Source organism: Poriferisphaera corsica (genome assembly GCF_007747445.1).
In the GTDB taxonomy this organism is placed as follows: Bacteria; Planctomycetota; Phycisphaerae; order Phycisphaerales; family Phycisphaeraceae; genus Poriferisphaera; species Poriferisphaera corsica.
Map to the genome: position 1 here is coordinate 230,245 of NZ_CP036425.1, position 22,439 is coordinate 252,683.

The 22,439-nt window shown below is 51.1% G+C and carries 19 protein-coding genes; 14 read left to right on the forward strand and 5 right to left on the reverse strand.

What is annotated here, in order from left to right; genetic code table 11:
- Positions 1-131: 131 nt before the first annotated feature.
- From dnaA to KS4_RS00935, 3 genes are all read left to right on the forward strand, one after another.
- The gene (gene dnaA, locus KS4_RS00925; protein ID WP_145073287.1) at positions 132-1,691 is read left to right on the forward strand and encodes a chromosomal replication initiator protein DnaA; all 1,560 of its coding nucleotides are present in this window, start codon (positions 132-134) and stop codon (positions 1,689-1,691) included.
- A 261-nt stretch (positions 1,692-1,952) separates the two neighbouring features.
- Positions 1,953-3,602, forward strand: coding sequence for a hypothetical protein (locus tag KS4_RS00930; protein WP_145073290.1), 1,650 nt, complete (start codon positions 1,953-1,955; stop codon positions 3,600-3,602).
- Between the two features lie 232 nt (positions 3,603-3,834).
- A complete protein-coding gene (locus KS4_RS00935) occupies positions 3,835-5,481 on the forward strand; it encodes a hypothetical protein (protein WP_145073293.1) in 1,647 nt (548 codons plus the stop codon).
- A 350-nt stretch (positions 5,482-5,831) separates the two neighbouring features.
- On the opposite strand, the gene KS4_RS00940 is transcribed toward KS4_RS00935, so the two are convergent.
- The 4 genes from KS4_RS00940 to KS4_RS00955 all read right to left on the reverse strand — a co-directional run bounded on the left by KS4_RS00940 (position 5,832) and on the right by KS4_RS00955 (position 10,154).
- The gene (locus KS4_RS00940; protein ID WP_145073295.1) at positions 5,832-6,869 is read right to left on the reverse strand and encodes an alpha-ketoacid dehydrogenase subunit beta; all 1,038 of its coding nucleotides are present in this window, start codon (positions 6,867-6,869) and stop codon (positions 5,832-5,834) included.
- 235 nt (positions 6,870-7,104) lie between these two features.
- A complete protein-coding gene (locus KS4_RS00945; protein WP_200761439.1) occupies positions 7,105-8,277 on the reverse strand; it encodes a thiamine pyrophosphate-dependent enzyme in 1,173 nt (390 codons plus the stop codon).
- Positions 8,278-8,843: 566 nt separating this feature from the next.
- Positions 8,844-9,437 carry a hypothetical protein gene (locus KS4_RS00950; RefSeq protein ID WP_145073298.1) on the reverse strand — a complete coding sequence of 198 codons (594 nt, stop codon included), beginning with the start codon at positions 9,435-9,437 and terminating at the stop codon, positions 8,844-8,846.
- Positions 9,438-9,551: 114 nt separating this feature from the next.
- Positions 9,552-10,154 (reverse strand): PEP-CTERM sorting domain-containing protein, encoded by a 603-nt coding sequence (locus KS4_RS00955; RefSeq protein ID WP_145073301.1) that lies wholly within the window; start codon positions 10,152-10,154, stop codon positions 9,552-9,554.
- Between the two features lie 473 nt (positions 10,155-10,627).
- Here KS4_RS00955 and bamA point away from each other — a divergent pair, with 473 nt between their 5' ends.
- The 8 genes from bamA to KS4_RS00995 all read left to right on the forward strand — a co-directional run bounded on the left by bamA (position 10,628) and on the right by KS4_RS00995 (position 20,589).
- Positions 10,628-13,069 carry an outer membrane protein assembly factor BamA gene (bamA, locus tag KS4_RS00960; RefSeq protein ID WP_145073304.1) on the forward strand — a complete coding sequence of 814 codons (2,442 nt, stop codon included), beginning with the start codon at positions 10,628-10,630 and terminating at the stop codon, positions 13,067-13,069.
- Positions 13,070-13,272: 203 nt separating this feature from the next.
- The gene (locus tag KS4_RS00965) at positions 13,273-13,875 is read left to right on the forward strand and encodes an OmpH family outer membrane protein (RefSeq protein WP_145073306.1); all 603 of its coding nucleotides are present in this window, start codon (positions 13,273-13,275) and stop codon (positions 13,873-13,875) included.
- A 296-nt stretch (positions 13,876-14,171) separates the two neighbouring features.
- On the forward strand, positions 14,172-15,194 hold the full coding sequence (lpxD, locus tag KS4_RS00970) for a UDP-3-O-(3-hydroxymyristoyl)glucosamine N-acyltransferase (protein ID WP_200761440.1): 1,023 nt from the start codon (positions 14,172-14,174) through the stop codon (positions 15,192-15,194).
- Positions 15,195-15,624: 430 nt separating this feature from the next.
- Positions 15,625-16,935 (forward strand): UDP-3-O-acyl-N-acetylglucosamine deacetylase, encoded by a 1,311-nt coding sequence (gene lpxC, locus KS4_RS00975; protein ID WP_145073309.1) that lies wholly within the window; start codon positions 15,625-15,627, stop codon positions 16,933-16,935.
- A gap of 66 nt (positions 16,936-17,001) precedes the next feature.
- A complete protein-coding gene (gene lpxA / locus KS4_RS00980; RefSeq protein ID WP_145073312.1) occupies positions 17,002-17,847 on the forward strand; it encodes an acyl-ACP--UDP-N-acetylglucosamine O-acyltransferase in 846 nt (281 codons plus the stop codon).
- A 47-nt stretch (positions 17,848-17,894) separates the two neighbouring features.
- On the forward strand, positions 17,895-18,854 hold the full coding sequence (locus KS4_RS00985; protein WP_145073315.1) for a GDP-mannose 4,6-dehydratase: 960 nt from the start codon (positions 17,895-17,897) through the stop codon (positions 18,852-18,854).
- 159 nt (positions 18,855-19,013) lie between these two features.
- On the forward strand, positions 19,014-19,421 hold the full coding sequence (locus tag KS4_RS00990) for a potassium channel family protein (RefSeq protein ID WP_200761441.1): 408 nt from the start codon (positions 19,014-19,016) through the stop codon (positions 19,419-19,421).
- A gap of 307 nt (positions 19,422-19,728) precedes the next feature.
- Positions 19,729-20,589 (forward strand): hypothetical protein, encoded by an 861-nt coding sequence (locus KS4_RS00995; protein WP_145073321.1) that lies wholly within the window; start codon positions 19,729-19,731, stop codon positions 20,587-20,589.
- Positions 20,590-20,653: 64 nt separating this feature from the next.
- On the opposite strand, the gene KS4_RS01000 is transcribed toward KS4_RS00995, so the two are convergent.
- Positions 20,654-21,052, reverse strand: a complete 399-nt coding sequence (locus KS4_RS01000) for a hypothetical protein (protein ID WP_145073324.1) — start codon at positions 21,050-21,052, stop codon at positions 20,654-20,656.
- On the opposite strand from KS4_RS01000, the gene KS4_RS01005 reads away from it, so the two are divergent.
- The 3 genes from KS4_RS01005 to KS4_RS01015 all read left to right on the forward strand — a co-directional run bounded on the left by KS4_RS01005 (position 21,051) and on the right by KS4_RS01015 (position 22,382).
- Positions 21,051-21,335 carry a hypothetical protein gene (locus KS4_RS01005; protein ID WP_145073327.1) on the forward strand — a complete coding sequence of 95 codons (285 nt, stop codon included), beginning with the start codon at positions 21,051-21,053 and terminating at the stop codon, positions 21,333-21,335. The two genes, KS4_RS01000 and KS4_RS01005, sit on opposite strands and share 2 nt — an antisense overlap.
- Positions 21,336-21,593: 258 nt before the next feature.
- The gene (locus KS4_RS01010; protein ID WP_145073330.1) at positions 21,594-22,091 is read left to right on the forward strand and encodes a DUF6677 family protein; all 498 of its coding nucleotides are present in this window, start codon (positions 21,594-21,596) and stop codon (positions 22,089-22,091) included.
- Positions 22,092-22,151: 60 nt separating this feature from the next.
- Positions 22,152-22,382, forward strand: coding sequence for a hypothetical protein (locus KS4_RS01015; protein WP_145073333.1), 231 nt, complete (start codon positions 22,152-22,154; stop codon positions 22,380-22,382).
- Positions 22,383-22,439: the final 57 nt, after the last annotated feature.

Here is a 22,439-nt window from a genome sequence, read left to right on the forward strand (position 1 = left end):
CAGGCGGTCGTTGGATGGAGCCACACCTAATAACTTGATTTCATTGACAGCCGCGCTTCCGTGTCTGTTCACCTTGTAACATACGGTCACCTCATGCCTGTGACCCGTTACCTAGCTGCAAAGGGTGATCGGTGCCTTCCACCATCTCCACATCCTACGCGATCACTACGCGCATCGCCGAACGCCTCGCCGAATCACTCGGCCAGCGCAAGTTCGCCATGTGGTTCGATCACTCCGCTCGTTTCAACTACGAGCCCGCTGACCGCCGTCTTACCGTCAACGTACCCAATCGCTTCGTCGCCGATTGGATCGGCCGCAACTTCGAACAAGACCTTCACCAAGCCGCCTCCTCAGAAATCGGCTCCGACGTCGAACTCAACGTCTGCGTCGACCCCGAATGCTTCAACCAACCCGCATCAAATCAACAACAAGACGCTCAGCAAACTCAAAACCCAGATTTCAACGCTCCCGCAACACCACCATCACCACAATTCCAAACCCCAACCACACACACTGCACATCCCACAAACGCCGCAGGCCCCGCCACGCTCGCTCCCAACACCGTCGTCATGCCTCGCCCCACCTCCTCAGCCCCTGCTTACTCACGCAAGCTCCGCCACGCTCTCGACACCTTTGTCGTCGGCCCAGCCAACGAACTCGCATACTCCGCCGCCACACGCGTTGCCGAAGACGATGCCACCATCGCCGGAACGCCTCTCTTCATCCACGGCGGATGTGGCCTCGGCAAAACACACCTCCTCCAAGGCATATGCAATCGTTATCGCACACGCAACCCACAAGCCAGAGTCCACTACTGCACCGGCGAGCAATTCACCAACGAATACATCACCGCTGTTCGCACCAACAAACTCGACCAGTTCCGTCGCCGCATGCGTCAGATGGATCTTCTCGCCGTTGACGACATCCACTTCATCGCCAACAAATCCTCTACTCAACAAGAATTCCTCCACTGCTTCGACCACATCGAGCTTTCCGGCTCAAACGTCGTGCTCGCCTCCGACTCACACCCCAAACTCATTAAGCAATTCACCGAAGCGCTCGTCTCCCGTTGTGTTCGCGGCATGGTCGTTCAGATCCACGAACCTGACGAAGAAACACGCATCCGCATCGTCCGCGCTCTCGCCGATCGTCGGCAAATGATCCTTCAACCCTCCGCTGCTCGCGAGCTCGCACTTCGTGCCGATGGCTCTGTCCGCGAGATCGAAGGACTCCTCACCAAGCTCCACGCCTTCGCCTCACTCGGCGGCTCCCGCTCAGGCGGCCTCCTCGAGCCCGTCGGCCACACCCTCATCAATCGCCTCTTCGAAGCCGAAGAAAAGACCGGCCGTCGCGCAAAGCCCGTCCGCTTCAACGACATCGTCGACACCGTCTCCTCCGAACTCCAAATCGAGCAAGCCAAGATCCTCGGCACATCACGCAACAAACACATCGTCCTCGCACGATCCATCGCCATCTACCTCACCCGCAACATGACCTCTATGTCATACCCCGAGATCGCCACCGCCATGGGACGCAAAACCCATTCAACCGTCATCACCGCCGCCCAGCGTATGCAGCGCCAAATCGACGAAAACGCCCCCATCCTCCTCCCCTCCGAAGCCTCATCCACCACCCCCAAAGAACTCGTCGATCGCATCAAACGCACCATCAAACGCGCCCCCATCTCATAATCCCCCCCTGTTCGTAAAGTCAAACTTCCAATCTCGCCCCGACATGCAGCGTAATCACCTGCAACTCAACGAGTCACAGATTCTTCCCCCCCCCATCAAAGCCAATCCCTCTCAACATCCAAACCGCGCTCTCACGCACTTCCGATCCCAAGCGTTTCTAGCACTCGCACTAGCCACTAGCACATCTTCCCCGCCCCATCTTGCAACATCTCGCATTTGGTCACGTCTGTATTACAGACACCCAATTTCCGGAGATCTGCTATGTCAACCAACCAATCTGATGCAACGTCGCAATATTGCCCATTTAAACTCCGCCGCTTCTGCCTAAAAGCCTTCTTCCTCTACCTCCCCTTCCTCATCATTTTCATCCTCTTCCCCATCTACCTCCTCTGGCACGCCTACCTCGACTACCGCATCGACTCCGAAATCCAAGCCGTCCGCGATCGGCAAGGCCACAACCTCATCACCGCCCAAGACCTCACCGAAAAATATGAAGTCATCGACGAACCCAACCTCGCCGACTATCTCAACTTCCATATCAGCGTCTTAGCCAAGTCCGACGACAAATACACAGCCGACAACAACCCCAAAGACCCCGAAACCGCAACCCCCGCCCAGCTCGCCGCCACCCTTTTTCCCGGCATGACCCCATACGAACTCGATGAATGGACTTCAATCAACCAAACCCCACCAGACATCCTCATTAGCGCAACCGAAAACTACCTCAAAGCCCAGCAACCCGTCCTCGACCCACTCCTCAACCTCCCCCCATACCAGACCGCCGTCTGGACGAAAAACTACAACGATGGCATCGCCGTCCTCCTTCCCCATCTCGGCAATCTTCGCCGCGCAGCCCGCACACTCAAAATCTACAATTGGCTCGCCGTTCACCAGAACCGCTCCCAAGATTCACTTCGCGCCCTCACTTCCCTCAAACACTTCGCCGATTCGCTCAACAACGAACCTATCCTCATTACCTACCTCGTCAACATCTCCATCCGTTCACTCCTCTACGAACAGATCGAGCTCGGCCTAAACCATCACATCTACAACGACTCACAACTCCAGCAACTCGCCGCCCTCGCCGAACCCATCAACGTCAAAGACTCATTCCTCCATTCAATGCTCGGCGAACGTGCCGCACTCCTGCACTACCTCGATAACATCTACAAAAACCCCAAATTTACCATGGATTTTGCCGGCGACCCCATCCCATACCCCGTCGTTTTTCTTCAACATCATCTCGGCCTCCTCAAAACCGATACCCTCGCCGCCATCAAACTGCACAACAAAGTCTACGACGAATTCCAAAAACCAATCCCCGATATATCCAGCCTTGATGATCAGATCGTTGATCTCAACCGTCTCACCACCATGCACACCCGTTACATCTTCCCCGCCCTCGGTGCAGCCGACCAATCTTTCGAAAAAGTACACCACAAAGCAGTCACCCTCCAGATCGCTCTCGCCATCGAACGTTTCTATCTTGCTAATAGAGACGAAGTTTCCTCACTTCACGAAGCCCTCCCTAACGATCTTCATGAACTCGTCCCCGACTATCTTGCCGCTGTACCCGTCGACATGACTCTCGGCAAATCAGGCCGCGGTAAAATCGCCGCCCCCGAATACCAATACATTCACGACGACCACGGCTACATCATCTACACACTCGGCCGTGACAAAACCGACAACCTCGGCTGCCCCTTCAATTCAAACGGCAATATCACCAACGGCAACCCCAACGATCCCTCCGACATCACCACTGCCGTCACCTTCCCGGGCTCCCAACAAAACATCCTCCAATCCCAGTACCCCCAGGCATACCAAAAATTCGCAGACAACATCACCACCGCCCACGAAGAATATTTCAGCTTTATCAATACCAAAGACCCCGACGACCAATCCAACTAATCCCCCTCTCCTCAAAAAAACTGACCTCAATACCCCAAACTGCGAGCAAGCCGCTCGTAGTTTTTTTATACAACCCCATCATTTTCTCGATCAAGCCCGCCACCGCCGGTGGCGGGGTGTCTTACAACCCATCACCATTTGCCTACAACCATCCCCATCTCCAATGCCGCACAATTCTTTGCTATCATGGCCGTGATAAATAATATTTAGATTTCATTCTGCGGAGAAACCTGTGGCAACAACAAAAAAACCTTCAAAGATCAAAAAGGTCTTCCGTGTCATCGCTTATCTCGTACTCAGCCTCATCCTCTTAGCCACCGCATCTCTCATCACCATCTACACCGCCTGGCATTACTATCTCAACACGCAGGTCGAACAAGCATTCGCCCCAATCAAAAATCAAGATCGGCCGCTCACCCTCACAGAAATCCAAACCGCATACACCACCGACAACAACACCGCCGCCGCCGACTACTACCTCCCCATCATGCAGTCATACGTTGAATCCTTCGAACGATACAACACCGCTTACGACGAAGCTCCAGAAGATCAGTGCGCACTTCTTGAAATCCCTTTCATTCTCGATGCTCCCGACACATGGCATCACTCCAAACAATCTCCCCCAGAGCAGCTTCTGACCGCAACGCGTAAATACCTCGCACAAAACGACGCAACCATTCAGGAGCTCATCAACGCGCCCACATTTAGTAATGCCCACTTCCCCCCAGATTACACCAAAGGCTTCGAGACCGACATGCCTCACCTCGGTCAATTCAGACAATCCGCCCGCCTGCTCCGCCTCTATCATTGGCTAGCAATCTATGAAAACCGTCCCAAAGATGCCCTCAAAGCAATCACCGCCATCAAAAAACTTTCTGATATCTTACACACGGAACCCACACTCATCGGCAGCCTCGTCCGACTCTCTATCCACCGCTTAGTTGCGGACGAATCAGTCCGCGTTCTCAACCTTCATCTCTACAACGATCAACAACTGCAAGCCCTCTATCATCTCAATCAACCACTCAACTCAAAAGACATTGTCCTCAAGGCTCTCGAATACGAACGCGTGATGGCGATGGACGGTATCGACCGTATGGAAAATCAAGATACCACCGCCATCACCTCGAAAAACGTCCCATACGTCAGTTTCCTCTACAGCCATCTTGGTCTCGGCGACCTCGATCGCGTCAAAATCACCGAACTGCACCAACAAATGAGAGATCGTCTCAACCAAGATGATTGGTATCTTTATGATATCGAAGATCAAATCGATGACCTACCGCTCATTTACGCCATGACCAAAGTGTTCATGCCCGCACTCTCAGCCGCTACCAACACCTTCGCTCAGGCTCACGAAGAAGCCGTCGCTATCCAACTCGCTATCGCCACGCAACGCTATTATCTCGCAAACAAGCAATTGCCCAAAACATTCGATGCACTCGTACCAACCTATATCACCAAAGTCCCTGTCGACGAAATTTACTACAACCAGCCTTATCAACTCATCACCCATACCGCCGGCTACATCGTCTATACACCCGGCTATGATGAAGTCGACAACAAAGGCCAACGCACCAGCGAAGGCGAAGTCGGCCGAGGTGACGATGAATTTACGGACATCTCAATCGCCGTCTCATTCAAAGGTCAAGATATCCTTCTCGAACTGTTCCCCGAAGAAGAACAACTCATCATCGACGAACTCGAATTTGATATCACGAACTACTTCCATCGACTCAACGGTGAACCGGAAGAATATCCAACCATGAATTTCGACAACATGCTCCCGTTCCTTGGCGGCATGATGATCGATGAGTTTGACCCCGAACTCGAAGAAGAACACGATTTTGACGAAACACTATTTGAAGAAGTCGAGTAACGCGCGCACAAAATGAATCGCGATCAGTTTTGTGTGCAAAATTGTTTGGCCAAAACCATTTGTTTATCGCGCTAAACTTGATCGTTTTGAACCAAAACGCGCCAAAACCACATCAAAACAGCCAATTTTCGCATTTTTCTGAAATACGCTGTGCGCATATTTGGCGCACTTCTTATCTCATGCTTTGAAACTTAACCGTCCTTCTAATCGTGAGTTAGGATGGCCTGTGCGCACACGTGGCTTGTGGGTGCGACAAAACGCGCGCATAAACACGTTTTCAGATGCCCCTGAAACCCATGAAAAAAGGCTCCATTTGGAGCCTCATTAAACGTTTAACTTGCAACCGATTCTCAAGAATTGTACGTCACGCTGCGCACTGCTTCAGCGATCTTGCGAGCGTTTGGCAGCATCTCTTGTTCCATCGTACGGTTGTACGGAGCCGGCACATCATCGTTGTTCACGCGGATGATCGAGTTGTCTAGATCATCAAAGCAGCGCTCGTAAACCTGTGACGCAATCTCTGATGCGACACTCGCGAACGGCCACGACTGATCAACCACAACACAGTAATTCGTCTTACGCACTGAGTTTACAATCGTCTCGATATCCAGCGGACGGTAAGTACGCACATCAATCACTTCAACGTCAATGCCTTCTTTTTCCAGCTCTTCCGCCGCATCAAGCGCGAAGTGAACCGGACGGCCAGCCGTGACGATCGTGCAATCCGCACCCGGCTTCTTGATGTCTGCTTTGCCAAACTCGATGACAAAGTTGTCATCTTCCTCATAACTCGGCGGCGCCCATTTCCCATTCGCCAAATAACGTGAGAAGTCTTTGTCACCACGAGCACCCAAGCCGAGCATGCGTTCTGACTCAAGATAGAAGACTGGGTCTTCATCTCTAATTGCTGCTTTGAGCATACCTTTAGCGTCGCGTGGTGTTGAGGGAACAGCGAGCTTGAGGCCGGGGACGGAGGAGAACATGGATTCGACACACCATGAATGGGTTGAGCCGAGCTGTCCGCCTGCGCCGTTGTTACCGCGGAAAACTGCGGGGCAGCCGAATTGTCCGCCGGACATGTAGAGCATTTTGGGCGCGTTGTTGATGATCTGGTCGGCTGCGACGAGGCAGAATGACCAAGACATAAACTCGATGATGGGGCGGAGGCCGTACATGGCGGCGCCGACGCCGAGGCCGGCGAAGCCGGTTTCGGAGATGGGCGAGTCGACGATGCGGCGAGCGCCGAACTCTTCGACCATGCCTTGTGAGACTTTATAGGCGCCGTTGTATTCGGCGACTTCTTCACCCATGAGGAAGATGCGATCATCTGTGCGCATTTCTTCCTGCATTGCTTCGCGTAAAGCTTCTCTGTATTGAATGTTTCGCATGATTGCGTCCATTATTGGTTGCGATGCTGATTGTCACATTAGTGACGAGGTCGCAATTTGTTTTGTTGTTCAGTGGGGTGGTATTTAGTAGGGTTGTGATCAATCTTGTGGATGCGTGGGCGTGTGTGTTAGTGACCGTGTGGTAGGGTGTGAGGTTTTGAGGTATGAGCTAGCGGTTAGGTTTGTGCCGCGGCTGTGTGGTGGGGTTGTTGATCGTTGGCCCTTGACGCTGAAACTACTCGAGGTCTTTGCCTTGGAGCATTTGAGGGAGGCCGCCTTTTTTGTAGGGGCCGTAGGGGTTGACGTAGATGTCGGTGAAGAGTTCCTCGATCGGCATTTCAGGAGATTCGTTGGCGAATTTGACGGCGGCCTGGGCTTCAGCTTTGGCGGCTTTGTCGAATTCGTCGATCTGATCCTGAGTGGCGATGTTATTGTCGATGAGGTGATTGACGAGGCGGTTGATAGGGTCTAACTCCTGCTTAGCCTCGACTTCTTCTTTGGCGCGATACTTTTGGGGGTCACTCATGGAGTGGCCTTTGTATCGGTAGGTTTTGACGTTCATGAAGCATGGGCCGACGGGAGCGCCTTCGCGTTTGTAGTCGGGGATGATGCCACGTTCCCATTGCGGGTTGGCTGCGTTGCGTGTTCTGTCGATTTCGCGTTTGAAGGTTGTGTAGACGTCGAGTACGTCGAGTCCGTCACATTCGGCGTAGCGCATGCCGTAGGCTTCGGCTTTGGCACGGAGGTCGTTTGCCATGGCGGTGCCGCGGTTGATGTGGGTGCCCATGGAGTATGAGTTGTTTTCGAGTACGAAGATGACGGGGAGGTTCCAGATGGAAGCGAGGTTGAACGCTTCATGGAAGGCACCCTGATTGACGGCACCGTCGCCGAAGTAGCAGAGTACGACGTTGTCTTTCTTTTCGTACTGGATGGCGAAGGCTAGGCCTGCGCCGAGAGGGCATTGCCCGCCGACGATGGCGTGTCCGCCGTACATGTGGTGTTCTTTGTCGAAGAAGTGCATGGATCCGCCTTTGCCTTTGGCGCATCCGGTGATTTTGCCGAACATTTCGGCCATGGCGTATTTGGGATCCATGCCGCGAGCGAGGGCGAGGCCGTGGTCGCGGTAGGCACCGACGATGGGATCGTCTGGCTTGGTGGCTCCGATGGAGCCGACGGCGACGGCTTCCTGTCCGATGTAGATATGGCAGAAGCCACCGATTTTTTGCTGCATGTACGATTGCATGGTCCGCTCTTCGAAGCGGCGGATTTGCATCATCGATTTGAGCATTTCGATCAGCTTATCGTTGGAGAGCTGAGAAGATGTTGTATCCACTTCTGCTTTATCCTGTGCTGCTGAACCCATAAACGTGGTCTCACTATTAGTTTCGACGAGATTCGTTTCGGTCATTCCAAAACATCCATTTTTGTAACACAGGCATGTTGGCGGGGCGTTAACGGGCGAAGGTTGTAACGGCCACGCGTCATAAAGTCTTTATCGGGCATGTCAGGGGCGGTTGTGCGTTTTTGAGGTCGACGAAGCACGAACCATGGGGAGGCCTGCGTGGAAATCAGGTTGGTCGACTGCCTTAAGTTTAGGGAGTGGGGGAAATCCCAGCAAGCGAGTGTTTTTGCTGTAAGGAGTTGTAAAATAAGCAATTCCGTTGAGTGGGATGATGATTTCAATGACTGGGAGAAGAGTTTTTGGTGTTTTTAGTGTGCTTGAATGCTGCAAATCAGTTGTGGTTCATTGGTTATAGTTGATGGAGTTTGTTTTTAGGAAACGATTATCGTTTTGTAAAAGGGCTGATTAAAAAGTGAGTGTTCTGAGGATCGGATTGTGTGAGATTGCCTATCTTGAAGTGAATGAGGCATTGGGGTGAGTCGAGGGGATGATGGGGGCGAAGCGGGAGGGATGAAAAAAAGCCCCTGAGTATGACAGGGGCTTTGGGGGTCATTGGTTTGAGTGGATGTGTTTTACGCTTTACGTCGGATGATCAGGGGGAGTGCGGTGAGTGAGAGGAGGGCGAGAGAGGCAGGCTCGGGGACGGGAGTGAAGATCGTCCAGACATATGGGGTTAGGATGCCTTGGCCTACGACGGAAGTTTTGAGTAACCCGGGGGCGGCGGAGGAAAAGTCGCTTGCAGGGCTGTGGCTACCATCGATGCGAGCGAAGAACGTACTTGTGTCTGGGCCGACACTTGCCATGAAATAACTGTCGCTGTAGTAATTTGGATTGACAATATAGGTGTCGCCGAGCGCGGTTCGGAGTTGGCTACTGGCGGAGAAGGCGGCTGCGAAATCATCCCAGAAGGCTGGGGCTGCGCCAGTGGTTGAGTCGGAGAAATCGTTGTCTTGGTTGGGGTCGTAGAGATCGTAGAAGCTGTGGGGTGTGGTGATGAATGAGACGTTATAGGTGATGCTATTGACGACGATGCCTTCAACGGCGATGGCGAGGTTGGGGTTGTTGACGGTGTCGGGGTCTAATATGACGATAGGGGCGGCTTGAGAAGCGGCGGTGAGGGTGAGTGCGGTGAGGGCGGTGGTGAAGATTGTTTTGATGTTGTACATGTTGAGGCATCTTTCTCTTGTTGTGTAGGAGCAAGTTGTGAATCGGTATGAGTTAATGTGAAAGAAGAAGGCTGCTTGGATTTAATCAAGCATTATTTTGTCTGTTATTTTGTTTTATGCGTTGCGTTTACGGCGGGTGATGAGGGGTAGGGCAGTGAGGGAGAGGAGGGCGAAGGAAGTGGGTTCTGGGACTGGGGTGAAGGTAACCCAGACGTGTTGGGTGTCGAGGCTTCCGGTTTTGCCGAGGTTGAATAGCTGGACGTCGTCAGTGATGAGGTTGTCTGGGTCTGTATCGAATAGGACTCGAACGTGTGCGTCACTCGTGCGGTGAGCGAAGGGGATGATGAAGCTATCGGTGACGATTTCGTCGTGTGTCATGAGGAAGTTGCTGAGGGCTGTTTCGATTTGATCTGCAGCGGTGTATGCGCCTTGTTCGTTGTCGAAGAAGACGGGGGCGAGTCCGGTGATGCCGTCGGAGTAGTCGGTGTCGCCGTTGGGGTCCCAGATGTTGTTGAATTTGTTGACGAATGAGCTGGAGCGGGGGTTGAAGTTTGCGGTGTATGTGATGCCATCAACTTCGATGCCTTGGATTGCGACAGCGACATTTGGATGTTGGGCTGCATCTGGGTGGAGGATGACGAGTGGTGCGGCGTGGGAAGTTGCGGTGAGGGCGAGCGCGGTGATGGCGCAGGGCAAGATTGTCTTGATCAATTTCATGGTCTCTTTCTCTCTCTCTAAAATTGAGAATGCTTGTGAATGTAGACGTGCAGGGTGATGTACCAAAAAGACATGACAGCACAGGCACGGCTGTAGGATGCTGGTAGGGAGCATCGGGCCGTGACAGTGTAAGGCTAAAAAGAAGGTTTCAAATAGGGGCAAGCCCTTGTCGTTGTGGTGTATGGCGTATTTGGTGCGGAGAGCTAAATGGGATTTTGTTTTAACTGCATATTTAATTGATGGTTATGGATGAAAAGACGAGAGGTTAGGTATTTGTCAATAAATAATCACGAGTCAGTATATTGTGGTAATGGGGTTTGAGTCTTGCGGATGTGGGGTGTTGGGAGGTCTGAGGGGATTAGGGAAACAAATTCTGAAATCCGTGAAGCTGGTCATACGCAAACGGGGCCGATTTCAGGTAAACTGCGTTGATCGTGGGAGGGGTGTGCGCGGTTATTGGGAGTGTGTGGTCCATGAGTGGATTCCGTGAGCAGGACGCGACGGAGTTTGCGATTAGCTTGTATTGCGCGGAGAACAAAAGTTTGAAGGCATCCCGTCTCTTTGTATTGGTTGTTGTTTTATTGTTAGCTCCGCTTGCGGTGTTGGTGATCGGTGGTGGTGTGCTGCATGCTCAGGGCATTGAGATGGAGCATCGGCCGATTGCAGAGATTGATGTAAATGGTTTGCGGCTGGTACCGAAGCAGTTGATATTGAATTCGATTCGTAGTGCGCCGGGCGAGCCGTATTCGGGTGAGCTGGTGGATGAGGATATCAAGCGGATTGTTCACTTGGGTCGGTTTTCAAATGTTGTGGCAGAGGTGTCGTTGACGGATCGTGGTGCGGTGCGTTTGGTGTTTAATGTGGTGGAGGAGCCGCTGCTTGCGGATGTGCAGGTGGTGGGGAATAAGGCGATTGGTGATGCGGAGTTGTTGATGTTGGTGGGATTGATGCCGGGTGATCCTGCGGATCAGTTTTTGATTGACCGTGGTCAGCAGCAGATTATGAAGGCGTATGAGGACAAGGGATTTTTTGTTGCTCATGTTGAGGTGGATGATGAACAGTTGGAAGATTCGGGGATATTGATTTTCAAGGTGAGGGAGGGGCCACACGTTCGGATTCGCGGGTTTAAGTTTGAGGGGAATACGGTTTATCCGGATAGGTTGGTGAGTACGAAGATTAAGTCGAAGGCATACTTCCCGATTTTCAGGAAGGGTGAATTGAATCGTTCGCAGTTGGAGATTGACGCGAAAGAGATTCAGCAGTTTTATAAGAATGGTGGATATTTGGATGCTGAGGTTGGCAGGCGGATTGACTTGTCGCCGAACGAACAGGACGCGGTAGTTGTGTTTGTGATTAAGGAGGGGCGTCAGTATCTGGTGAAGAATATTGAGGTGCAGGGTGTGACGTTGTTTGTGAAGCGTCAGGTGATGAGTTCGATCGATTTAGTTTCGGGTGAGGTTTATACGGAACGTCGTCGTGAAAACTCGCAGAAGTGGTTGGAAGAGTTGTTTGGTAAGTTGGGATATTTGAATACGCGTGTTGATGTTGAGGCTTTATTTAACGATGACACGCCGGATGTTGATGTGTTGGTGAATGTGTATGAAGGGAAGCCAACGAAGGTGGGTAAGGTGATTGTGACGGGGAATGATACGACGCAGAGTCGTGTGATTTTGCGGCAATTGCGTGGGATGGATCCGGGCAAGCCGTTTGATCGTGGTGGTGTTGAATTGACACAGAAGCGATTGGAGGGGTCGCCGCTGTTTAGTGAAGGCGTGGTTTCGATTCTGGGTGATGTTGATGATGAGTATCGTGATGTGTTGGTTGAAGTGAAAGAAGGGGAGACGGGGTCGTTTGGATTTGGTGCGGGTATTTCGTCGAACAACGGTGTGTTGGGTCAGGTGAATCTGACGCAGCGTAATTTTGATATTACGGATATACCGGACTCGATGGGTGAGTTTTTGTCGGGGCGTGCATTCCGCGGTGCGGGTCAGTATTTTTCGCTGAACTTGCAGCCGGGTAATGAGACGAGTGAATATTCGGTTGACTTTAGAGAGCCGTATTTCTTTGAGACGGATTACTTTTTCAATATCAATGGCCGGTTCTTTACACGTGAGCGTGAGGATTGGAACGAGCAACGCTTGGGTGGAACGATTGGGATTGGTCAGCGGTTTGGTGATGTGTGGTCAGGTCAGGTGACAGCAAGAGCAGAGCAGGTACAGATCACGGATATTTCAGCGGGATCGCCTGTGGATGTGTTTGATGTTGAGGGAGAGAACTTTATCGATACGTTGGGCTTCACATTGAGTCGGAGCACGACGGATTCATATATTTTCCCATCGAGGGGCTCGAGCTTTAATTTGACGTTTGATCAGTTTGGTACGTTTGGTGGTGATTTCAACTTTACACGTGTTAGAGCTAGGTTCTCGACGTACTTCACATTGGATGAGGACTTCTTGGGAAGGAAGTCGGTGTTGAGCTTCCGTACGGATATTGGCAACATTTTTGGTGGCGAAGATATCGCGCCGACGTTTGAACGGTTTTATGCGGGTGGGTTTAGAAGCTTTAGAGGGTTTAGATTCCGTGGTGTTGGGCCGCGTGGTCGAAGACGAGCTGTTGATGGTGGTGGTATGACGAATGACCCGGTGGGCGGGAACTTTATCTGGTTGGTGAGTGCTCAGTACCAGGTGCCGGTTTGGGACAAGTTCTTGTCGGCTGTTGTGTTTACTGACCAGGGAACTGTGCAGCAGACAGCGGGGATCGATCAGTGGCGAGCATCGGTGGGTGCGGGGATTCGGTTTAGTGTGCCGTTCCTGTCACAAGCGCCATTTGCGGTGGATTTTGGGATACCGTTGCTGAAACAGGATGGGGATGAGACGCAATTGGTGGCGTTTGATATCGCGATCCCATTGCAATGATTCTGTTAGTGAGAACAGGGTGGGGAGATTGATCGTATATTGTGGGAAGGGTGTGTGTTGATGGTTTTTTTAGGGGGTGAGTGGAGGGGATGGCCGATAAGGCGAAGACGGGAGTTGGGGTCGTCGGGAAGGGGGTCCGGAGGGCAGAGTCGCTTTTTGGACTAGACATATAGAACGGTTTGAAAGAAATCGGAGAATACAACATGACCAAACGTAAGCTGATTGTATTGAGTGCTGCTTTTACCCTGTTGTTTGTGGCGTTTGCTGGCGCGGGTGCTGCGAGCAAGATGCTGGCGCAGCCAACGGCTGTGGCAGTCGTGGACATTTCGAAGGTGATGCAGGGGCTGAAAGCACGCTTGCAGCTTGAAGCGGACATGAAGAAGGCTCAAGAAGACTTCATGAAGGAAATGGAAGGCATGAAGCAAGAGTTGATCGAGCTTCGTGATGAGCTTGAGCTGCTTGAAGGAACGCAGGGGTATGATGCGAAGCGTGCATCGGCTGAAGAAAAGGCTTTTAATATGCAGGCGAAGGATCAGTTCAAGCGTCAGATGCTTGAGCGTGAAGCGATTGTGAGCATGGAAATGCTGTATCGCAAGGTTGTGACAGCGGTTGACCGCGTTGCGACAGCGAACGGTTATGAGATTGTGGTTGCGAGAGAATCAATGGATACGATGGGTACGCCGAAGAATCTGCAGGAGCTTCAGGGCCAGATGATGACCCGTAAAGTGCTTTATGCTGCGGATACGGTTGACCTGACGACGTCGGTGATTCAGACGATGAACAACGACTTTGACGTGGCCCGCTAAACGTTGAATCTGGGGTCATTGTTGTCTAAGGACACAAACTGTATTAATCTCTTAGCCCGCGAATGTGATTCGCGGGTTTTTTTTATGGACCCGGCGTGTTGATTCTGCGGATTTCTGTTCCAAACACCCTGCCACTGGCGGTGGCAGGCTTGAGGGAATGTGACGGACTGAAACATGAATCGATAAATTGCGTGATTTGCGGATTTTTATGGACGATATGCGTCGTGGCTACTTAGGATAGCGGCGTGCGGCGAGGTCGCTGAATCCGAGATTTCATATAGATAAGGAAGTAAGCTTTGACACTGACGGTAAACGAGATAGCGACGATGGTGGGCGGGGAACTTGTGGGTGATGGTGAGATTGTGGTTGAGTCGCTGGAAGAGTTGGAGATTGCGGGAGCGGGGCAGATGACGTTTATCGGTAGCGATGAGTATGCGAAGAAATGGGCCAGCTCGGGTGCGAGTGCGGCGCTTGTGAATGAGAGTTTAGAGGTTGAGGTCGGCGAAGGTCGGGCGCTGGTGTTTGTAGAGAATGCGGACTTGGCGATGGGTCAGGTGCTGGGGGAGTATGCACCGAAGCCGGTGGTTGTGAAGCGGGGTGTACATGCGACGGCGGTGGTGGATGAGACTGCAAAAATAGGTCAAAACGTGGCCATTGGTGCGCAATGTTATGTTGGGCCGAATGTTGTTGTTGGTGATAATACGATGCTGCACCCAAGGGTTACGGTGTTGGATGATGTGGTGGTGGGACAGGATTGTGAGCTGTGGAGCGGCGCGGTTATTCGCGAACGCTGCACGGTTGGTGATCGATGCATCATTCATCCCAATGCGGTGATCGGTGGTGATGGGTTTGGTTACCGAGTAGGGCAAGGCGAGCGCGGGCCTGAATTGGTGAAGATCCCGCAGATTGGGATCGTTGAGATTCAGGATGACTGTGAGATTGGTTGTAACGCGACGATCGACCGAGCGAAGTTCAGCAAGACCGTGGTCGGTGCTGGGACGAAGATTGATAACCAGGTGCAGATCGGTCACAACGTGCGGATTGGTCAGATGTGTGCGATTTCAGGGGCGACGGGGATTGCAGGGTCGGTGGATATCGGCAATGGCGTGACGATGGGCGGGATGTGTGCGATTAAGGATCACATCAGCATTGGGGATGGGGTGACGCTGGGGGGCGGTTCGCAGGTGATTGGGAACGTGCCGACGGGGGCAACATGGGTGGGAGCGCCGGCTCGAGATTACAGGGATGCGGTGAAGGAATACACGATGATTCGCAAGATGCCGGACCTGTATAAGCAGTTCCGTAAGTTGCTGAAGTAGTCCCGAGTTGATGTGATTGGAAGGGTGTTAAAAGCTGTGGGTGGTTGTTTGGGGGTGATTGGGAAAAACGGCTGTGCGGGATATAATCATGTAAATCGCTAAATGCGAGAGAGTTATGATTATTTAGATCTTCCACAACGGGTTCACAAGTATGAATAAGGTGTGAAGAAGTGGTCGGCAGACGCTAAAATCAGCTTCGAAGCCGAGTTGTGTCGATTGAAGGCATGTGGCTTTGGGTTGTTGATTGGTTGGATTGGTGTATTGTGGGGGGGGAGATAAGGGAGTACGGGGGGTGTTTTTGTAGAGGTGTGGAGGATGGCAGCAGGTGATGATGTGAAAGCGGGGGAGTTGCGAATTTACCCGCGGTGAAATCCAGAAAACAGACGAGCGGCTGAAAAGTTGCTCTGAGCTACGGCGAGAACGAGGCCACGTGAAAGCCCAACAGACGATCGCAAAAGAAATCACGCTTGACGGTAATGGACTCTTTGGGGGCCAACCGGTGAGTATGACGATGAAGCCTGCCCCAGCGAATCACGGGGTAGTTTTTGTACGTACGGATTTGGGGGGTGCGGAGATTGCGGCATTGGTGAGCAATGTCGTGAAGCGTCCGCGTCGTACGGCGCTGAGGAGTGGTGAGGCGTCGGTTGAGGTGACGGAGCATTGCTTGAGTGCGGTTGCTGCGGCGGGGGTTGATAACTTACGGATAGAGATCGATGCGATTGAGTTGCCTGCGATGGACGGGAGTTCACTTCCGTTTTATGAGGCGATCATGGAAGCGGGGGTTGTGGGGCAGGATGTTGGGCGGCGGATGTTGAAGGTGTATGAGCCGATTGTGGTGAGACAGGGTGAGGCGACGATCGCGGCGTTGCCGGCGGATGAGGGTGAATCGCATCTGACATATCAGTTGGATTACGCAAACGTGCCGATTATTGGGGCGCAGGTATCGACGTTTGAGATGCATGGTGAAAATTATGGCGAGTTGATTGCACCGGCGAGGACGTTTGTGCTGGAGCATGAGGCGCAGTTGATGCGGTCGCAGGGGATTGGATCACACTTGTCTGAGGATGAGGTGTTGGTGATTGGGAATGAGGGGCCGTTGGGGACGAACGAATTTCGATTTACTGATGAGCCGGTGCGTCACAAGATGCTGGATCTGATAGGTGACCTGTTTTTGACGGGTGCTCAGATTGAGGGTCGGATTGTTGCGCATAAGTCGGGTCATGCATTGAATCAGCTCATGGCTAAGCGCCTATTAGAGCAGTATCGTGCGAATGAGCACAGGCAGATTGCGTTGAAGAATACGGCGATGGATATTCGCCAGATAAACCGTATGTTGCCGCATCGTTATCCGATGCTGATGGTTGATCGGATATTGGAGATGGATTCGGATCGTCGTGTTGTTGGTGTGAAGAATGTGACGATTAATGAGCCGTTTTTCCAGGGTCATTTTCCTGGGACGCCGATGATGCCGGGTGTGTTGATCGTGGAAGCGTTGGCGCAGCTGTCGGGTGTGTTGGTTGGCCAATCGCTTGAACATGCAGGTAAGTTGGCGGTTTTGCTGTCGTTGGATCGCGTGAAGATCAGGCGGCCGGTCACGCCAGGTGATCAGTTGATATTGGAAGCTGAAGCTGTGAAGATCCGAGCACGGGTTGCGCATATGCGTTGTCGCGCGTATGTGAGTGAGGATTTGGCTGCTGAGGCTGAATTGAAATTCATGTTGGTCGATGATGACCAGGATTAAATAGGGAAATGGGCCTTTGTTGAGCGAGGAGAAGGGGCGGCTTGTGAAAAGGCTTTTTTAATCATTATGTCAAAGATTCATCCTACAAGTATTGTTGAGAGGGGAGCGGAGCTAGCGGACGACGTTGAAGTTGGTCCGTTTTGTCATGTGGGCAGTAAGGTGGTGATTGGATCGGGGACGAAGTTGTTGAGCCATGTGAGTGTGCAGAATTGCACATCGATTGGTGAAGGGAATCTGATTTTTCCAAACGCGGTATTGGGCGGGATTCCACAGGATTTGAAGTACAAGGGTGAGGATGCGGAGTTGGTGATCGGTGATAACAATCAGATTCGTGAGCACGTGACGATGCATATCGGTACGGCGAACGATCGAGGATTGACGCGGGTTGGCGATCACAATTTGATCATGGTGGGTACGCATGTGGGGCATGATTGCATGATTGGTGATCATGTTGTGATTGCGAATGCGGTGCAGATGGCGGGTCATGTTCGGGTGGAGGATAATGCGGCGATTGGTGGTGCGGCTGCGATTCATCACTTTGTGAACATTGGCAAGTATGCGTATGTGGGTGGGATGAGTCGGATTGTTGCGGATGTGCCTCCGTTTATGTTGATTGAGGGGAATCCGGCGCGTGTGCGAAAAGTGAATTCGATTTTGCTGAAGCGTCATGGGTTGGAGGACACGGATATTGAGCCGCTGAAGATCGCGTGCCGCATGTTGTTCTTGAGGAATGACGAGAACGGTGGGGTGGGTCGCACGCAAGAGCATGTGAAGGTGTTGGAAGAGCGGTATGCAGGGCATCAATGGATAGAGGCATTGTTGACTGCGGTGCGTGCTTCGATGAATGGCATTCATGGGCGGGCGCGTGAGGCGCAGCGTCGTGATAATCCGTTTAAGAATCCAGTGAAGTAAAACAAGGTTGTGAGTGGATTGATCACGAATCAGAGTGAGGTGAGCGTATGTCCTCGACGTTTATTGTGACGGGTGTAGCGGGATTGGTTGGTTCTCATGTTGCTGAGCAATTGCTGCGTGAAGGACATACTGTGGTGGGGATCGACAATATAAATGATTATTACAGTGTTCCGCAGAAGTTGCAGAATCTGGAAGCTGTGAAGCAGCATGTCAATTTCACGTTTTATGATGACGACATCCGTGAGGGGGAAAAGATGTTGTCTATTTTTGAGAAACATCAGCCGGATGGGGTCGCGCATCTGGCGGCGATGGCGAATGTGCGGTATTCGATTGGTCGATCGCAGTTGTATTCGGATGTGAACATCATGGGGTCGGTGAATTTACTTGAAGCAGCGCGTGTGACGCATACAAATACGTTTGTGTTTGCATCAACGAGTTCAGTGTATGGTCACACGAAGCAGTTGCCGTTTGTTGAGACGGATACGTGTAATGAGCCGTTGTCGGCGTACCCTGCGTCGAAGAAGGCGATTGAGTTGATGGGGTATACGTATCATAATTTGCATGAGATGAATTTTACGGCTTTGCGATTTTTCTCGGTTTATGGGAAGCGGGCGAGGCCTGACATGATGCCGTTTATGGTGACGGACAAGCTGGTGAGAGGGGAGACAATTACGCTGTTCAATGCTGGACAGATGAAACGCGACTGGACGTATGTGGGTGATATCGCGGCGGGTGTTGTTGCGGCATTAAAAAAACCGTTGGGTTATGAGGTGATCAATATTGGTCGGGGTGAACCGGTGTTGATGGCTGATTTTGTGGGGATGTTGGAAGAATTGACTGGGAAGAAAGCGAAATTGGAGACGCCGCCAGCTCCGGCGTCCGAGCCAGCGATTACGTTTGCTAATATCGGCAAGGCGCGTGAGCTACTGGGATACGATCCGACGACACCTGTTGAGATTGGATTGAAACATATGTGGGAATGGTACCGAGATATGTATATTGACTAACAGTCAGTTAGATAAATGAATGAGATACAGGTCAAGTGAATGCTTGGCCTGTTTTTTATGGATTGAGTGGTGTATGGCTTGGTGTTTACAGGGTGTTATCTGGTCTTGATGGTGTGGGCTGAATTGTCGATAACATAAGCAATTGAAGGGGTAATGATTATGTGGGAAGCATTAAAAACAGATGTGCATGCGGTGTGGCTGTTTTTAAGCAACTTGTACATGGTTTTCTCGCACCTGTATTGGCTGTTGATCTTGTTTATGCTGTGCATATTGATGTGCGGGGTGTTATTGTCAATCTTTGATCAGAAATCTTTGGGGAAATCAATTTACCTGGCGTTTATAACTGCGTTAACAATAGGTTATGGTGACGTGACGCCACATACGCATCGCGCAAAGGTTGTTTCGATTGCTGTTGGATTGATTGGATTGGTTGTAACGGGAGTCGTGGTGGCGGCAGCAATCAAGGCAGCAGAGTCTACGATTGAAGAGATAGAGATGCGTCCGTTACTTGAAGATATGGAACAAGAGTCAGAGGGTTATATTACAGAACGCAGTTCCGAAAGATGAGGATGATGGCGAGAGGTCTTTGTTGTGAGATTGGAGAGGTAAGCCCATCATTCGTGCGTCTTCATCATGACTCACGCGCTGGCCAGTGGGTCGATATCGTACAATCGAGATGTCTTCGTGAATGGGCCGTTCAATTTTTACAAGTCCTGTGAATCATTACGCAACTCACTCTAGTCGTGAATGAGATACGTTAACGTATAGGGATACGCTATAAACCTTAGTAAACCTAATGGTATTCTCTAATTACAACTCCTAGGTACTTTCGTTATTTTGTACGAACTAAGCATCATTAGTGAAAGGTTTGTCGATGCGTCTGTTAGGTCATGTCCTTCTTTGTTTTATTCTGCTTCTATTAACATTGTCGATGGGTTACACCGCTGATCGTGAGATCATGATGGGGATGGTTTCGTTCAATGAAGAAGAGGTGGTGGACGACTCATTGCAATGGACGGATTACAGTGATCGAATGATTTCTTTTTCGGGGTATAGTTGGCGTGTGAAGGGGCGTCATGACAATGAACGTTATGAGCCGGGCGGGAATTACTATTCAAATGACTCACGTGATGTTTATGTGGATGACAAGGGTTTTTTGCACCTGAGTGTGGTTTATCGTGACGGGAAATGGTGGTCGTCAGAAATTGTTGCAGAAGAAGTGTTGGGATATGGCCAGTATATCTTTCAGTTAGATAGTCGTGTGGACAAGCTTGATAAGAACTTGGTGATGGATTTACATTTGTATGAGTATCAAGCGAGCAATGAACATAAAGATCGACAAAATGTTCATAATGCTTTTTATCTGCAATTTAGCAGATGGCAGGATGACATTAATAAACCAGCAAGATATGTGTGTCCGCCGAAGAGGCTTGAGAATCGCCATTGTTTCGATTTTAATTTGAGTAATGATGCCGCGTCGACACATTCATTCCGATGGGCTAGTAACCGAATTGAATGTAAAAGTTGGTATGGGTTGCGTAAGCATCCAACAGAAAGTGATATGATTACATATTGGTCATATTCGGGTAGTGAAGTGCCTCGGGGCAAGCCGCGTGTGCATATGGCATTTTGGTTGAATGGTGATAAGCCACATGATAATGAGTCACATGAGATTGTGATTAGATCGTTTCGATTTGAGCCCTTACGACGCGACTCAAAGCCGATGGGGCATTGATTGAGATAAAACACGCCCTATTTGATGAATAGGGCGTGTTAAATATTGTTTGTCGTTGTGAATGCTATGCGGCTTCGCTGTCTTGTTCTGGGGCAAGCTGAATGAATGATGGGGCGTCTGGTTGTTCAGTCCAATCTTCGACACCTGCGATATCCAGCTCCATGTCAGTCGTTTTGCGGTAGCCGAGCTTGCGGATGACTTCGAGGACTTCGGTCCATGTTGGGTATGGACGATTGTTGACGCGTTTGTATGCGTCAATCGCTTTGATGAAGAGGAACTGTTCGTTAGTCATTTCACCCTCTTCGGCGGCCTTCATGAAATCACTGCGTCTACGGCCAGGGCCGCGTCTTCTTTCAAGACCGGTGTATGGGTCATCGGTGGAACGGGTATCGACCACGTTATTGCGGCGGTCTTCACCGGTGCGCATGTAACGAAAATCGCCAGATTGGCTTGAATTGGACATGGTTGGCTCCTCTCCTGCGATGCGGCAGGATCAGGTAAGCCGCGAACGCATATTAGAAATCATCGTCATCATCGTCGTCGCTGAAGATTTCCTCGTCGTCTTCGTCATCGTCTTCGAGGAAGATTTCATCATCGTCCTCGTCGTCTTCGAAGAAGTCGTCTTCGTCGTCTTCGTACAACTCGTCATCCTCTTCATCGTCATAAAAGGTGCCTTCATCAAACTCACCATCGTCATCGAGGTAGTTGATGATGAAGTTCTCATCAGTCTGTGTGGGTTGTTCTGATTGTGCCGTTGTTTGAGACCACCCGTGGATGGGTTTGGTCAGCAAGCTTGTAGGTCTTTCGAGAGGCCCGATCATCTCGTCCGTCTCCACAAAAGAAAGTTATACTTAATCGTCGGCCAATGGAACGACAATTCATTGGCTCGATGTGTTCTGGCGGTTACACTATCGGTCTGATTGTAATTGTCAATCGTATAAAAGCATGTGAAAAAGTAATTTTTTTCCTGTCTGACATTTTCAGGCAAATGATTGGATATCGCAATGGAAAATCACGCAGCAGAAGAGAGAGAATTTCCGCAGTGGCACATTGTGCCGGCGATTGCTGGTTGGCTGCTACCGGGGTTAGGCCATCTGTTGATTGGTGAGAAAAAGCGGGGTTTGATACTGTTGGTAGCGATTTCAGGGCTATGGTTCGGAGGGTTGTTGATTGGTGGTGTGGGGACATTTGACCGGTCGGCACATCCTGCTTGGTTTATGGGTCAGTCGCTGAATGGTGGGAGTATTGTGGCATGGCAGGTTCAGGAATACCTGAAGAATAGTGGGCCGGGCGCAACGGATCCTGGGCCGCAGAACAGGTATCAGCCACCGTATGGGCATGTTGAGTCGCAGGCGATCCTGTATACAGCGTTGGCAGGGCTTTTGAATCTGTTGGCGATGATTGATGTGGTCTATCGTGACCCGAAGCATCACAGGCAGGAAAATATGGGTGATGAGACTGATGAGGGGGCGGAAAAGCCAAATGAGGATGAGGTCGCGTAAATGTGGTTGAATTGAGGTGTGTGGTAATCTGAGAATGAGGTGAGCCTTATGAGCATGATCATGATGAATATAACACTGGCGTATCGATTGTTTTTAGATCCGCTTCCGATTGAGAATAGTTGGATGGTATTTTTGCTGCCGTTGGTGTTTGCGGTGGCGTTGGTATATAAAACGATACGTTTGCCGGATTTATCGAAATTGTGGACTGCGACTTTGTTGCTGGCGACTCAGATTGTTGTGTTCATGGTGATTACGGCAGCGGTGCTTTGGGTGATTACCGCCATATTTTAGTGATGGCATGTCAGTGGTATTGGTGGGTTTGGTTGAAGGCAGAGAATGGGCTACCAC